Origin of the sequence: Coleofasciculus sp. F4-SAH-05, from assembly GCF_040222985.1 — a bacterium.
Classification (GTDB): Bacteria; Cyanobacteriota; Cyanobacteriia; order Cyanobacteriales; family Coleofasciculaceae; genus Coleofasciculus; species Coleofasciculus chthonoplastes.
In genome coordinates, this window is the sequence record NZ_JAVKBY010000086.1 from 1 (window position 1) to 13,480 (window position 13,480).

Sequence of the window (13,480 nt, forward strand, 5' to 3'; positions counted from 1 at the left end):
CCCTCTGGAGTTATCTAAATTAGGCTCAATACTTGGTAGTTTTCTACGGGTGTTTGGTTTAAGTATTGCCGCAAGGATAGATAATTGTAAGGTGTGTCGCGGAACTAAGAATCCCCGCACTTATAGGGCAGGGAGTGTCAAACAAGAGTTAGCTAGTTGAGAATAGTGTCAACAAGTATCCTCTGCAAAGAGCTGATCGAGAACAATGATTCCTGAGAAAGAAAATAGACCGAAGAAGCTGCTAAATTCTCCGGCAAAATGCCTAAAAAGTCAAACGAAAGGCAAAAATTAGCCATCAAATCAAGAAACTAATGATATCATGGCGGTGAAATTAGTGTAGGAATAAAGAGCGATACTATGATGCAAGCACCTGTATCTCCTGTGGTGCTAGTCATCTTGGACGGCTGGGGCTACAGCAAGGCAAGGGATGGAAATGCCATTGCCATGGCTCGAACCCCTGTGATGGATAGCCTTTTGACGGCTTATCCCAGTACAACTATTCGCACCTCTGGCAAAGATGTTGGTCTACCAGAGGGTCAAATGGGTAACTCGGAAGTGGGTCACCTGAATATCGGTGCTGGGCGTGTCGTCCCCCAAGAACTAGTTCGCATCTCAGATGCTGTGGAAGATGGTTCGATCAGGGAGAATGCAGCCCTGCAGAAATTGAGCCAAGAACTGAAGCATCAAGGGGGTAAGTTACACCTAATCGGCTTATGTTCGGACGGTGGTGTGCATTCCCACATCAACCATCTGCTGGGATTACTCGATTTTGCTAAATCCCAAGGCTTCTCTGATGTTTGTGTTCACGCCCTTATGGATGGTCGTGATACCAACCCCAACTCCGGGATCAGCTATCTTCAGACCCTTCAAGAGCATATTGACAAAATTGGCATGGGACGCATTGCCACGATTAGTGGTCGCTACTATGCCATGGATCGCGATCATCGCTGGGATCGCACCCAAAAAGCTTACGATATGCTCACCCAGGATGGGAATGGGGATGGTCGAAGTGCGGTTGAGGTGATGCAAGCCTCTTATGAGGCGGAGATTACTGACGAGTTTATTCTGCCGACTCGGATTACCTCGGGTGCATTGGAACCGGGGGATGGGATAATCTTCTTTAACTTCCGTCCCGATCGCGCCCGACAACTGACCCAAGCGTTGACTGATCCGGAATTTGACGGATTTGAACGGGAACTGATTAAACCCTTAGCGTTTGTCACGTTTACTCAGTATGATCCCAGCTTCCCGGTTTTGGTGGCGTTTGAGCCGCAGAACTTGAATAATATTCTCGGCGAAGTCGTTTCCCGGAATGGGTTGCGCCAATTCCGCACGGCTGAAACTGAAAAGTACGCCCATGTCACCTACTTTTTTAATGGCGGTTTAGAATTACCCTTTGAAGGAGAGGATCGGGAACTGATTCCCAGCCCCATGGTGGCAACTTATGATCGCGCCCCAGCGATGTCCGCCGTCGATGTGACGGATGTGGCGGTAAAGGCGATTAGCAAAATGATTTACTCCTTGGTGGTAATTAACTACGCAAACCCGGATATGGTGGGACATACGGGCAATACAGACGCCTGTGTGAAAGCGATTGAAACTGTGGATTACTGTTTGGGATGCTTGGTTGAGAGTATCAACAAAGTGGGCGGAACCGCGATCATTATCGCCGATCACGGGAATGCCGAATATATGCGAGATGAACAAGGCAATGCTTGGACGGCTCACACAACCAATCCTGTACCTTTTATTCTGATAGAAGGGGAAAAAACAAAAATCCCTGGACATGGCACGGACATTGCCCTGCGTAGCGATGGACGGCTGGCAGATATTGCGCCGACGATTCTGGACATCTTAAAATTGCCACAACCGGAAGAAATGACGGGACGTTCTATGATCAAACCAGTGGAGTTTGATGTGCGACAGAATCGGACGCCAGTACGAGTTGCCTTGTAGTCTTTGGTCTTGGACGAAAAAAGAAGACCACATTACCATTGACACCTAAGCCATAATCAAGTATGATCAGTCAAGTTCTGCAAATTATTTGGGCAGCATCTGCTCTCGGTTTGATTGTTTTAGTGTTGCTTCATAGTCCCAAAGGGGATGGTATTGGTGGGATTGGTGGTCAAGCCCAACTGTTTACTAGTGCCAAAAGTGCCGAAACCGCCTTAAATCGGGTTACTTGGGTGCTTGCTATTATCTTTATTGGTTTGACCATTGTTCTGAGTGCTGGGTGGTTGAATCAGTGATATTTTCCCCCACTGAATCGAACAAGCAACGAATTTGGGATGAGAAAAATTACCGCTCCCAAGCTGAGGCGTTTCCTCCATAGCACCAGGAAACGTCTCTTGTGGATCGCGATCTTGACTAGTGGTTTAATTCTGTTACTATCGATATCTTGGCATATCCCTGGGATTCCGTTCTCTCTCCCAACTCCTCAACCTCACCCCCTCCCCCAAACATTGGCGCGGTGGGATGATCAAACTGGTGTCGGTGATTATTTTACGGAGATTAAGTTAACCCCAGTGGAGTATCTGGTTTGGTCCGAGTTTCCGGTTCAGGTGTATATTGAACAACCCAGAGAATCAGCGGAATCCTCGGCTAGTGCTAAACGATTCCACGATTGGTACAATGCTGTGTTACAAGCGGTAGAGGAATGGACTGGCTATTTACCGTTACAGGTGGTTTCTGAGACAGAATCAGCAGATATTACAATTGTGCGATCGCGCCCTCCTTTACAAGCTTCGTTTAACCAAGAAACCCAACGATTTGAGAACATTCGCGCCCGTACCGCAGAAACTCGCTACGAATTTTATCTGCGTCCCGGCGTTGAGGAATCACAACGTATTCTAGCGCACAAGTTTACTATTTATCTGAGTCCCCACCAAACCGTAGATTATACCCTAGCCACGGCTCGTCATGAATTCGGACATGCGCTGGGGATTTGGGGTCATTCTCCGGTGGAAACAGATACGATGTACTATTCTCAAGTTCGCCATCCCCCAGAAATCTCCGTGCGGGATATCAACACGTTGAAACGGATTTACCAGCAGCCTACTCGCTTAGGATGGGCGGTGACACCTACACTCGAAGCTGGGGAAGCCAATGTAGAGACGTGCCATGGCACGTCTGGGAGCTGGGGGAGCTGGGGGAGCTGGGGAAGATAAAAATAGGTAATCTTCTACCAGGAAGGGAATAACACCTAAATTAGGATTTAGAAACCTGCGAAGGCAGGTTTTGTTTGTTTAGATGCGGTTTTAACCGCCCTATCCTTAGAATGGCTTTGCACGGTTCTGCCGTGTTAAACCATTTGGGCATGGGCAGATAGCCAGTGAGCCATTTTTTTATCCTATAGGAATCCCCAGGCAGGAATCTATGGTATTACTGATGGGGGATCTTCAGCGTCCTATCCTAATTTAATGAAGACTGCCTGTAGCAGCTTCACCAGTTCAAAGGTGACAAAAATAGCGAGGATGGCTGTAACCAAGATATTCAAGAAGCGATTATTGCCATAGCCAAAGACAGAGGCGGTAAATTTGATCAACACAAAGGTGAGACAGGTAATGACGGCAAGTTGCAAAAAAGTCATAGGTTCTTGTTTAACTAAGTATTTTTGCTGATTAGACTATATCACCTATCCATCGACTAAGGGTGATTGGGCGTGTTGGACAACTTATTTCAGCAATCCCGATAATAACGTTGTCTCAATCTCTTGTCTTACAGTAGCTGTGAGCTGACAATTACTCTTGAGAACGAGTGTATTAATATCCTTGTCATTCTGAATTCAAACGTTTGTTAATCTGGTTCATCAGCCCAGTTAACAGCGCACCTGCCATTAAAAGACCGATCGCAGGAGTAAAGACAGGGTTCCACAAGCTATACCACAGGTCTAATCCCAGGGAAACACCAATCGATCGCCCGATGAGTGCGATCGCGAACCAGAAGAAGCTGAATAAAACCAGGAAGAAATCAGCGACTAATAACTGATTTAGCCAATAGATAAGTTTGTCTTTCATAATAGGTAAGTTATCTTCAGAGAATAGGACGTGAATGGCACAACGTCAATGCTTACTATACAATCAAGGACTTATACCGTATACCGTCGCCTGGGAACAACAGCGATCGCTCCTGTCACAACGGATTAATGATCCCACCCTTGATGATGTTCTCTTATTAATGGAACATCCACCAGTCTATACTTTAGGTCAAGGTGCAAGTTTAGACTTCCTCAAGTTCAACCTCGCAGAAGCTGATTGGGAGGTTCACCGTATAGAACGGGGAGGTGAAGTCACTTACCATTGTCCCGGTCAACTTGTCGGCTATCCCATTCTCAATTTACGCTATTATCAGCAAGATTTACACTGGTATCTGCGACAGTTAGAAGCCTTCTTAATTGAGGTGTTGGCGGTTTATGGACTTAAAGGCGATCGCGAAACCGGGATGACTGGTGTTTGGCTTGAGGGACGCAAGGTTGCCGCCATTGGGATTAAAGTTAGTCGTTGGATTACCATGCACGGCTTTGCCCTAAATGTCTGCCCTGACTTAAGCGGGTTCAAGCGCATTGTCCCTTGTGGAATTGCCAATAAACCTGTGGGTAGTCTTACCCAGTTTATTCCTAATATTACCGTAGACCAAGTTCGCCCAGTGGTAATCGCTAAATTTGCCGAGGTATTTAATGTCAGTTATAGCTACTCAGAACAATGTTTAGGTCAGTTTTTCGGAACAGCGAGTCGCTAAAAACTTATTCAGATCAGCATAGGTTCCCGCATAAGTGGTGGTTGGCTTCTCATACCCTTTCAGGCTAACAATATGTTGTTTAAAGCCCAAATTCTTGTATCCTAGCTGTTCCAGATAGCTATAAGTATCTTCTCCCAAAGCAATATCCAGACCAATTTGTTTCGTCGCCGACTCTAGACGAAATGCCGCATTCACTGTATCGCCAATTGCTGTATAGTCAGGGCGATCTCCACTGCCCGTATTTCCCACCATCGCATAACCCGTATTCACTCCCGTACCAATGCGTAGCGGGAAAGGTAGGGGGTATTGACTGGAAAGGGATGCCGTCATCCTGTGCAAATCGCTAACCGCTTGCAACACATTCATGGCTTCGTCTTTACTCACCCCTTTATGTCCATGAAACCAAATTGCCATCACTGCATCGCCAATATATTTATCCACCCAACTTCCCGATTTGCGGATAATATTTCCTGATTGGCGAAACCAAGTACCAATCACAGCCGAAAGAATCTTTTCATCCAGTTGGCGAGTTAGCACCGTAAAGTCGCGGATATCCACCACCATCACCGACATTAGACGGCGCACATGTAACGTAGAGGTTAGGGTTTCACTACTTGGAGGTTGGCTATAATCGCGATCGCGGTTACGGGTATCGGATGGTGAATGAAATTCCAGTTCAGTCTGACCAAACATCAGCTGATCGCCGTTTCTTAATGTCACCGGAATACTCACTCGGCGTCCATTCACGAAAGAACCATTGCGACTTCCTAAATCAATCAGATAGAAATCACCGGTTTCGGTACACTGTAACATCGCGTGATTTCGGGAAATCCAACGATCAGACAGAACAAAATTGTTATCATCTCCGCGACCAACTGTCCAGCAGTTACTACCCACCAGGGGGAGGTAGCGGTTACCAGTCTCAGTCGGTAGAAGTAAATAGGGAGTGGATCGTAGAGTCACCACAGGCACAGAAGCAACGACGGGTTAAAAAATAAACAGAGGATTAAGTCTATATCCTAGTAGATGCATTCTGAAGCCAAACGAGTGATTCCGGAAACTTCACTGCCCTTATGGTTTGATGTCAAAATTTGTTTACTGTAGACATTCATGAGCTTTTATTGCCATGTAGCTGCTAGCCAAAATAGGCTATCTACCAAAATTGTACTCAATACTGCCCCACTAAATGCCCACCACGGCAATCGCCCTCGGGTCAATGCCCCACATCCTACTAATCCTAGTGTACATCCTAAAACCGCTGCCCAGCTAATTCCCCAAGGGGTTTGTACTTGTGCGATCGCCTCTTGCAAGATGGGTGTAATCAAGGCGGGATCAACGTCCATAATCTGACGCCAGTAGGGAATCAGATCGGTTATGTAAAAATATACGTCGGTTAGAACTGTCCCGAACAGAGAACCCAGGTAAAACAGATTCCCGACGACTCCTCTTCCCCGCCATAACCCCCACAGGGCAAAGGGTAGACCAATGGCTTCAATGGGTAAATGTAACAGGGGTTCACTCCGCAGCCAGCCCCAATAAATTGAACCGGCTAGCCAGCACCAACTAAACCCGAGTAACAAATCTCCCCACACTCGCATTGTTGGATGCTCCAGCAGCTTGCATCCCAGCCCTATCCACCCTAAGGTCAACAGTACACTGAACCAGGGCAGTTGCCGGACTAATGGTGCTTGCACGAACACAGGTACGGATACCAGAAATGAAGCAGCGGCAAACAGCCACCAGCTTTGACGTCTGGCGTTTGATGTTATGCCTAAACTATTCAAGGCGCGACCAATTGACATCAACAGCCAAGCCGCTGCTGATGGGTTGGAGTAGTTGGAGGAGGTATCAGAAAACACACTATTGCGAAACACGATTTCTTTAATTTTCTTTACTTATGTTTACATATCTCAATATATCATGAGCTATATCCCCCCTAGGGGGATATGAAATATTATAGTGTATGGACTAGCACCTAAGAAAGTTTGCGATCGCGATCAAGCTATGCCAGAATTCCGATTAATGCTAGTGGCTGGTGATTAGTGATTGGGGATTGGGAATTTTACCTCAAAGACATACATGATCAAATTGCAGTGGCGGTGGTTCAAATTTTTAAGTCTTAGCCTTCTAAGTGCCTTACTCACCATTCCATTGAAGAGTTTTGCCACCAGCTTATCCACAGACGTCGCCGTACCCACCACCCAATCCACCTCCCAGATGAACATTGTTCAGGCGTTGGTACTGGGAATCGTGCAGGGGTTAACGGAGTTTATCCCGATTAGCAGTACTGCACATTTAAAAGTCGTACCTGTGGTATTAGGCTGGGGTGATCCGGGGGTTGCTTTTACGGCAATTATTCAGCTGGGGAGTATTGCTGCCGTGCTGTGGTATTTTTGGTCAGACTTATGGCAAATTTCCACAGGTACGATTAAAGCGATTCAGAGGAGGGATTACCAAGCCAACGATTTTCGCATGGCGGTGGGTATCGGCTTAGGTACTTTACCGATTGTCTTCTGTGGCTTGTTAATTAAGATATTTATTCCAGATTTTGATAATTCTCCCCTACGGAGTACTGTCGCGATCGCTTGTGCTTCGATTTTTATGGGGCTGCTTTTGGGCGTTGCGGAAAAGATCGGTACTAGAGAGCGTAATTTCGATAAATTGGGGATGCAGGATGGCATCTTGATGGGATTTGCTCAAGCCTTGGCGCTCATTCCTGGCGTATCGCGATCGGGTTCAACGATTACAGCAGGCTTGTTTATGAGATTGGAAAGAGGAACAGCCGCCCGCTTTTCCTTTTTGCTAGGCATTCCCGCGATTACCCTAGCCGGGTTAGTGGAGTTAAAGGATTTATTAGAATCTGGAGTCGGCGAGGGAGGATTAATGCCTCTCACCGTGGGCGTGATATCATCCGCTGTGTTTTCTTATGCCGCGATCGCGTGGCTAATTCGTTATCTGCAAACTCAGAACACTTGGATTTTTGTCTGGTATCGTGTCGCCTTTGGTGTGGCAATTTTGGCGGCGGTTATAGCCGGAGTATTGCCCAATAGTTAGGTAGTGAGGGGAGGAAGCAGGGGAAGCAGGGGAAGCAGGGGAAGCAGGGGAAGCAGGGGGAGCAGGGGAGCAGGGGAAGAGGATTACCAATGAACCCTGCACAATCACCAAATGACAAATGATGATCTTCGCCGCCCGACTTTAATTTCCCCCCTACTTACTCAAGCTGTTCATTAACTTCAGGGAGTGAGTTGTCGGCTTCATTCGTGCGTTGGGCAAATCCCCAGAGGAAGATCAAGGCAATAATGGTAATCATCAACCATTCGGGCGGCACGAATTCGGGATTAATCGCCCGAACCAAAAGTCGCAATCCGACTATACCAACGGTAATGTAACCCGCATCCTCCAGGTTGACATACTCCTGCAGCCAACGGATGAATAATCCTGCCATAAATCGTAGGGTAATCACACCGATGGTGCCACCTGCCAGAACCAGCCAGATTTGGTCAGAAATCGCGATCGCGGTGGTGACACTATCTAAGGAAAATGCTAGATCAGTAATGGCGATCAGAGGAATTACTTGTAACAGCGATGTAAATCGGGGTCCATGATGGTGATGTTGTTCATCTTCCTCGGAGGTGAAATGCTCGAAGACTAACCAAAGCAAATAAGCAGCGCCGAGGAGTTCAAATTGCCAAAACTTGACCACCCACGTTGCCGTCAGAATCAGACTAATCCGCAGAATGTAAGCCACCACCAAGCCAAAGTTCAGCGCTTGTCGCTGAAGTTGCTTGTCTTCTAACCCTTGAGCAATTGTTGCCAGCGCGATCGCGTTATCGGCTGACAGCACAGCTTCGAGGGCAACCAAAATCAGCAGGACTAAGGGGGCTTCAATTCCTAGATTGAACGGTAACTTAAAAACTTGATCCAGCATTAATGAAATAAATAATGATTTCGAGTATTGACGAGGACGTAAGCTGCTCTTGCTCGGCAACTATGAGCCTTCTGTTAACTAATCTTAACGTGTTGCCCGAAATTTCTGCCGAAAACGGAGCAATAGCCAGTAGACTAAAGGTCATATTGATGTTTAATTAGGAGCTTGTAAACCATGTCCCTTTCAGATACCCAAGTTTTCGTCGCTCTTGTCGTAGCGATCATTCCCGGTATCTTAGCCTTCCGTTTAGCTACGGAACTCTATAAGTAGTTCTCATTCTCAATCTGGCTAGGAACTGGCAAGGATGAGGGGTGTGATGTCCACCCTTGTCTTGTAGATACGGTTTGAGTTGCACCCCTCATCTCCTAATTCCGGATAATGGCAACAAAATGCTGTAAAGTATCTGACTATCCGCAGCAGAGTATTGCCTGAGGAAAACTCTTTGTCTATGATCTGAACGTTAGGCACATTAGGCGACCAGCTCGATCGTGTCAGTCGGTGGACTGGTGAGTGCCAACACTGCCAGGATGAAGCTGAAAGAAAATGTTAGTGATTGTCAACCTTTTGGCAACGGACATAGGTTCCATCAACCCCTAGGCGTACAGTTTAAAAGCACGAGTCTGTAACTATCCAGACGAGAGGCGAACGCTGGCGCGTCAAACGTCGTTAGTCAATAAGGCGGTAGGGGTATTACCAACTTTTGTACAAGGGAAGCGATACTTTTTGCCGAGCTTTCCTCTGCCGCTAAATTAAAGACGATAACGGGAGTCTCCAGCGAGTTTTTTTGAGATGAATGCGATCCCAACCTCTCGACCCACTCGGCAACCTTTACCAACCCGCCGCAGGGTTCCTCGCCAAGAACGTCGTCCACGGCGGCATTCCTACTCCGTCGTAGCGGGTGAAATTACGGTTAAATTAGTGGTAAATCTGATTCTTTGTGCTGCCGCGATCGCGGGATTGGCACAACTGTTGCCCTATCATCTGTCCCAAAAGGCGAAGTTGCAAGAAGTACGATCAGAAGTGAAACGCACCCAAAGCCGGGTTCAGAAACTCCGCAATGACTTCGGCGAAGCGTTTGATCCGGCACAAGCTAGACGAGTTATGCAAGATCAAAGTTATCGGGTTGATCCAAATCAGCGTCAAGTCGTCTGGGAAGATCGGCGTCTCATGCCCGATAACTAAATAGGGGCTGCTACAGGGAGTTTTGTGGTGGGAACAGGGAACAGGGAACAGGAAATAGGGAATTGGGAACAGGGAACAGGGAACAGGGAACAGGGAACAGTTTCAACCCCCTGTTGAGGTTTGAATTCATGCGCTTAAGGGATCAAGCAACTCACCCATCCAGGTTTCAACTTTCTGGCGCAGACGACCCGAGGTTCCTGACACAGGAAGTTGAGAAAGTGCGCGTTGATAGTCAGCGATCGCGCAGTTCCAGTCTCCCCGCAGATGATAGGTACGACCTCGTTCGGCATAGATGTGGTTTTGTAGGCATCCCAGGATTAAAGCCAAGTCCAGGTTTTCGATGGCGAGGTCATAAAGCCCTAATTCCCGAAAGGTGATGGCTTGGTTAATCCAAGTGCGAACATTACGCGGATTGAGATCCAATGCTTTTTCGTAATCGGCGAGTGCTTTGGCGAGTTGTCCCATGGCAGCATAGTAATTGCCGCGATTATTGTAAGCGCTGTCCAATTCGGGATTGAGTTGTAAAGCTCGGTTGTAATCGTCTAAAGCTTTTTGACGCTGACCCATTTGGAAGTAAATCAATCCTCGGTTGTTATAGTCAATAGCGTGGGTAGGATGATGTTTAATTGCCTGACTCAAAAGCGCGATCGCACTCCTGTACTCTCCCTGTTTGGCTTGGCGTTGAGCTGAGGTGCGTAAATTTTTAATCGAAAGGTGGTTAGGGGTTCGAGGGGTTAGTGTAATCGTGGGTAAAGGCTGGGGTTTCCGGCGGGACATGGGAATCCATTGTCTATTCTCTTCATCGCCTTTGATAAATACATGAGCGTTCATAATCGTTCTCCAACAACACCTGCGGTCTATCTACAATCAACCTTAAGTCTGGCTGCACCCCGCGAGTTGGTGTCGGTGTGTCACTTCCTGAGGCGTCTTTACTCCTCTTAATAATCACCAGCCAACCCAACTGATTGATGTTCTATGAGAAATCTACAGCACAGCTTAGCTGCTTTCCTGAAATCTTAATGAATGAAGCTGAGTCATTCCCTCTATCCTGGGTGTGGTTCACCCCGCTAGCTGTGTGAACCTACAAAAATTGGCACAATCGAACACGAGTTCATTCCGCTCGCAATCAGCACTCAAACCTTTATTGCCATCTGGCGATGCTCTGTCCCCCAACCTTACAGGGCTAACGGTAACCTGCCAGAAATCTGCAACGTTTCTTTACATTCCCCAGCAAGAGATTGCCCAGTCTGACCTACAGATAAAGAATGTCCCGTCTAGAAGATGGTAAAATGCAACCCAAGTAACTGATTGGTTTGGGTTGGGAATAGTTAAGGACACTGAGAAATATGGCAACGACAACAGCATTACAGGATGCTCCTGACGTTAGTGCGGAGAACTATTTAGTGGTAGGGTTAGCCACCTGCTTCTTGAAACAAGAGGGTGAAGTTGAGGAGGTAAAAATCCTGGAACCGATTCCTTCTGCGGCTCTAGAGGCAGTTCTCAAAGGGATTCCGACCTCCTATTCCATGGCGCGTGGCACCACACTGGGCGAGGTTATCAGTGGTGACACCCCAGAAAAACCGCCGGAATTTCCCGCAGAGGCTCATTTTTGCGATGATTTTATTGCCCGCGCGATCGCAGCAGCTCGCACCTACAAAACTCGTCCGGAGGCACAAGCCCACATTCCCCCTGGTACAATGCGCGATGATTTTAACTACTCTATCGAACGCAAGCGGGTGCTGAATCAGATCCGAGTTGTGCGTAAGGAAGACGACGTTAAACAGCACGAATACACTCACAAAGTTCTCTAACCAAAACGACGATGCTGAAACTTTATGGTGGCTCCCGCAGTCGGGCGTCAATTGTCCAGTGGTATTTGGAAGAATTGGGCGTTCCCTACGATTATGTACTGTTGGACATGCAAGCTGGAGAACATCGCCAGCCGGATTATCTGGCGATTAATCCCATGGGAAAAGTTCCCGCCATTATGGATGAGGATTTCCAACTGTGGGAGTCGGGAGCAATTTTGCTCTACTTGGCTCAAAAATATGGCAACCTGAACGGATTGGAGGAGCAAGCAACCATAGCTCAATGGATTTTGTTTGCCAATGCGACGCTTGGTCCGGGAATTTTTGTGGAGGCGAGTCGAGAGCGGGAAATGCCAAAATTATTTCCCCCGCTTGAGCAACGTTTACAGGATAAGCAATGGTGAAAGCCCTCGCGATTTATCCGAGGGATGAAACCGAGCGAGGCGTTTAGCCTAGCAACTAAAGTTGCTTTTCTTGCTAATTCTAGGTATAATAATAACATGAGAAAACAGAGTTTGTAGGTGATAACTCTGTACATATAAAAACCTTCTGAAAATACAAAAATGGTGTCATTGGTCTGGCTAGGATTTCAAACGAGCCAAAATTCGTACAATGCCGATTTTCTCAGTCGGAATAGCACTTTTTGTAAAAACTAAATAGTTAATAAGTACCGTAGGGCATCCGGTAACTTCCTGATTAACTCAGGTAAAAGCTTGGAGAGCTATCCAAAGAAGAGGGGTTCTAGATATTAAGTGATATTCTAGTTGACTTCGGGTAGGACATAATCGTGTAAGACCTAATTAGGGGTAACTCTTGCATGGCTGTGATTAGCTCAAGAATCCCCCGTATTTCAAGCGGGGGAGTGTCAAAGAATCAACCGTTCTTGTTGGGAGATCAGTTTAGTGTCGCTGATGTGGCTGTGGGATCGTATTTGAGTTATATCCCGATCATGTTACAGCTTGACCTGGGCGAGTACCCAGCTATCTCAGACTATATTAAACGCCTTGGTGAGCGATCGGCGTTTCAGAAAACGATTGCGGACGCAGCTAAATAGGGGCTGCTGAATAAGTGTTGTGGTGAGGGGGAGCTCTTGAAGCTCTTGAAGCTGGGAGAGCTGGGGGAGCAAGGGTACATTTTTCCATAGCTTGGTGATGCCATACATTTGAAGGATGCTACCCGATTTCCTTGAATCAAACCCTCTATCAATAAAACTCAAAGCATTTATGGGCTTTGCGGTTTCGACTTTGTGCAGCAAGCTCTAAATATATAAAGCTGTAGACTATGAATCAGGACACCCCTAACTGGAATGCTGCTGACTTAAGCTGGGTTCGTAGTAGGCACGAAGCATACCAGAAGCTTTCGCATCGCTGGCTACAAACTCTAAAGTCAGTGCCATTTCCCCTAACTGGGTGTCCTTGCCATAATTGATTTTATTGATTTACCGGAAACCCACAGCCGCTTGCCAAACAAACGCTAGCAGCAAGAAAAAGACGGGGATGACTGGGAGAACGTCTACGATAGGGTCAAAGATAGAGTAGGCTTCAGGCAATTTCGCCAACAGCATGGCTGCTTCCATAGTTAAGTCTTCCTTTCTAAGCGAATTTTCAGAATTGAAATGGATCTTAACATGAACTGGGTTACAACTGAGCTAGCTTCAGGGGGTAGGTTGGGTCTAGGGAAGAGACATTGGTGTCAACTTAAGCCACATTACCCACGATAGGATACTGGGTGTGGGGTATGGGGTGTGGGGTGTGGGGGGAGCTAGCAATTTTGCCTCACTATGTATTAAAGTTTCCTGTTTGGAAAAAACGTTGTGGATGAATAG

At 47.0% G+C, this 13,480-nt stretch carries 15 protein-coding genes and 2 pseudogenes; 10 read left to right on the forward strand and 7 right to left on the reverse strand.

The window, feature by feature from the left end:
- Nucleotides 1-357 precede the first annotated feature (357 nt).
- The 3 genes from gpmI (at nt 358) to RIG27_RS10490 (ending at nt 3,167) form a co-directional block, all read left to right on the forward strand.
- Nucleotides 358-1,956: a 2,3-bisphosphoglycerate-independent phosphoglycerate mutase gene (gene gpmI, locus RIG27_RS10480; protein ID WP_446344926.1), complete on the forward strand. Its 1,599-nt coding sequence runs from the start codon at nt 358-360 to the stop codon at nt 1,954-1,956.
- Between the two features lie 62 nt (nt 1,957-2,018).
- Complete coding sequence (secG, locus tag RIG27_RS10485) at nt 2,019-2,249, forward strand: preprotein translocase subunit SecG (protein ID WP_446343974.1); 231 nt, start codon at nt 2,019-2,021, stop codon at nt 2,247-2,249.
- Between the two features lie 114 nt (nt 2,250-2,363).
- Complete coding sequence (locus tag RIG27_RS10490) at nt 2,364-3,167, forward strand: matrixin family metalloprotease (RefSeq protein ID WP_446344928.1); 804 nt, start codon at nt 2,364-2,366, stop codon at nt 3,165-3,167.
- A gap of 239 nt (nt 3,168-3,406) precedes the next feature.
- Here RIG27_RS10490 and RIG27_RS10495 read toward each other — a convergent pair whose 3' ends face one another.
- Together RIG27_RS10495 and RIG27_RS10500 are read right to left on the reverse strand one after the other, a co-directional pair.
- The gene (locus RIG27_RS10495; protein WP_446343978.1) at nt 3,407-3,589 is read right to left on the reverse strand and encodes a hypothetical protein; all 183 of its coding nucleotides are present in this window, start codon (nt 3,587-3,589) and stop codon (nt 3,407-3,409) included.
- A gap of 184 nt (nt 3,590-3,773) precedes the next feature.
- Nucleotides 3,774-4,016, reverse strand: coding sequence for a hypothetical protein (locus tag RIG27_RS10500; protein ID WP_446344930.1), 243 nt, complete (start codon nt 4,014-4,016; stop codon nt 3,774-3,776).
- A gap of 34 nt (nt 4,017-4,050) precedes the next feature.
- On the opposite strand from RIG27_RS10500, the gene lipB reads away from it, so the two are divergent.
- Entirely contained in the window at nt 4,051-4,737 is a 687-nt protein-coding gene (lipB, locus tag RIG27_RS10505) for a lipoyl(octanoyl) transferase LipB (protein ID WP_446344932.1), read from the forward strand.
- Here the strand turns inward: lipB and RIG27_RS10510 are convergent.
- Together RIG27_RS10510 and RIG27_RS10515 are read right to left on the reverse strand one after the other, a co-directional pair.
- Nucleotides 4,705-5,703 carry an FHA domain-containing protein gene (locus RIG27_RS10510; RefSeq protein WP_446343984.1) on the reverse strand — a complete coding sequence of 333 codons (999 nt, stop codon included), beginning with the start codon at nt 5,701-5,703 and terminating at the stop codon, nt 4,705-4,707. The two genes, lipB and RIG27_RS10510, sit on opposite strands and share 33 nt — an antisense overlap.
- A gap of 152 nt (nt 5,704-5,855) precedes the next feature.
- Nucleotides 5,856-6,539, reverse strand: a complete 684-nt coding sequence (locus RIG27_RS10515; protein WP_446344944.1) for a DUF3120 domain-containing protein — start codon at nt 6,537-6,539, stop codon at nt 5,856-5,858.
- 277 nt (nt 6,540-6,816) lie between these two features.
- On the opposite strand from RIG27_RS10515, the gene RIG27_RS10520 reads away from it, so the two are divergent.
- Nucleotides 6,817-7,791: an undecaprenyl-diphosphate phosphatase gene (locus RIG27_RS10520; protein WP_446344934.1), complete on the forward strand. Its 975-nt coding sequence runs from the start codon at nt 6,817-6,819 to the stop codon at nt 7,789-7,791.
- A gap of 157 nt (nt 7,792-7,948) precedes the next feature.
- Here RIG27_RS10520 and RIG27_RS10525 read toward each other — a convergent pair whose 3' ends face one another.
- On the reverse strand, nt 7,949-8,665 hold the full coding sequence (locus RIG27_RS10525) for a TerC family protein (RefSeq protein WP_446343988.1): 717 nt from the start codon (nt 8,663-8,665) through the stop codon (nt 7,949-7,951).
- A gap of 174 nt (nt 8,666-8,839) precedes the next feature.
- Here RIG27_RS10525 and psaM point away from each other — a divergent pair, with 174 nt between their 5' ends.
- Entirely contained in the window at nt 8,840-8,935 is a 96-nt protein-coding gene (gene psaM / locus RIG27_RS10530) for a photosystem I reaction center subunit XII (RefSeq protein ID WP_446344936.1), read from the forward strand.
- Between the two features lie 519 nt (nt 8,936-9,454).
- Nucleotides 9,455-9,847 carry a slr1601 family putative cell division protein gene (locus tag RIG27_RS10535; protein ID WP_446344938.1) on the forward strand — a complete coding sequence of 131 codons (393 nt, stop codon included), beginning with the start codon at nt 9,455-9,457 and terminating at the stop codon, nt 9,845-9,847.
- 126 nt (nt 9,848-9,973) lie between these two features.
- Here RIG27_RS10535 and RIG27_RS10540 read toward each other — a convergent pair whose 3' ends face one another.
- Complete coding sequence (locus RIG27_RS10540) at nt 9,974-10,678, reverse strand: tetratricopeptide repeat protein (RefSeq protein ID WP_446344940.1); 705 nt, start codon at nt 10,676-10,678, stop codon at nt 9,974-9,976.
- A 515-nt stretch (nt 10,679-11,193) separates the two neighbouring features.
- Between RIG27_RS10540 and RIG27_RS10545 the strand changes: the two genes are divergently transcribed.
- The 3 genes and pseudogenes from RIG27_RS10545 to RIG27_RS10555 form a co-directional block, all read left to right on the forward strand.
- Nucleotides 11,194-11,658, forward strand: a complete 465-nt coding sequence (locus RIG27_RS10545) for a hypothetical protein (protein ID WP_446344942.1) — start codon at nt 11,194-11,196, stop codon at nt 11,656-11,658.
- 11 nt (nt 11,659-11,669) lie between these two features.
- A pseudogene (locus RIG27_RS10550) lies at nt 11,670-12,044 on the forward strand (glutathione S-transferase family protein); the annotation flags it as partial.
- A gap of 479 nt (nt 12,045-12,523) precedes the next feature.
- Nucleotides 12,524-12,709 (forward strand): annotated as a pseudogene (locus RIG27_RS10555) (glutathione S-transferase family protein); the annotation flags it as partial.
- A 384-nt stretch (nt 12,710-13,093) separates the two neighbouring features.
- Here the strand turns inward: RIG27_RS10555 and RIG27_RS10560 are convergent.
- Entirely contained in the window at nt 13,094-13,231 is a 138-nt protein-coding gene (locus RIG27_RS10560) for a photosystem II reaction center protein K (RefSeq protein WP_006103223.1), read from the reverse strand.
- Nucleotides 13,232-13,480: the final 249 nt, after the last annotated feature.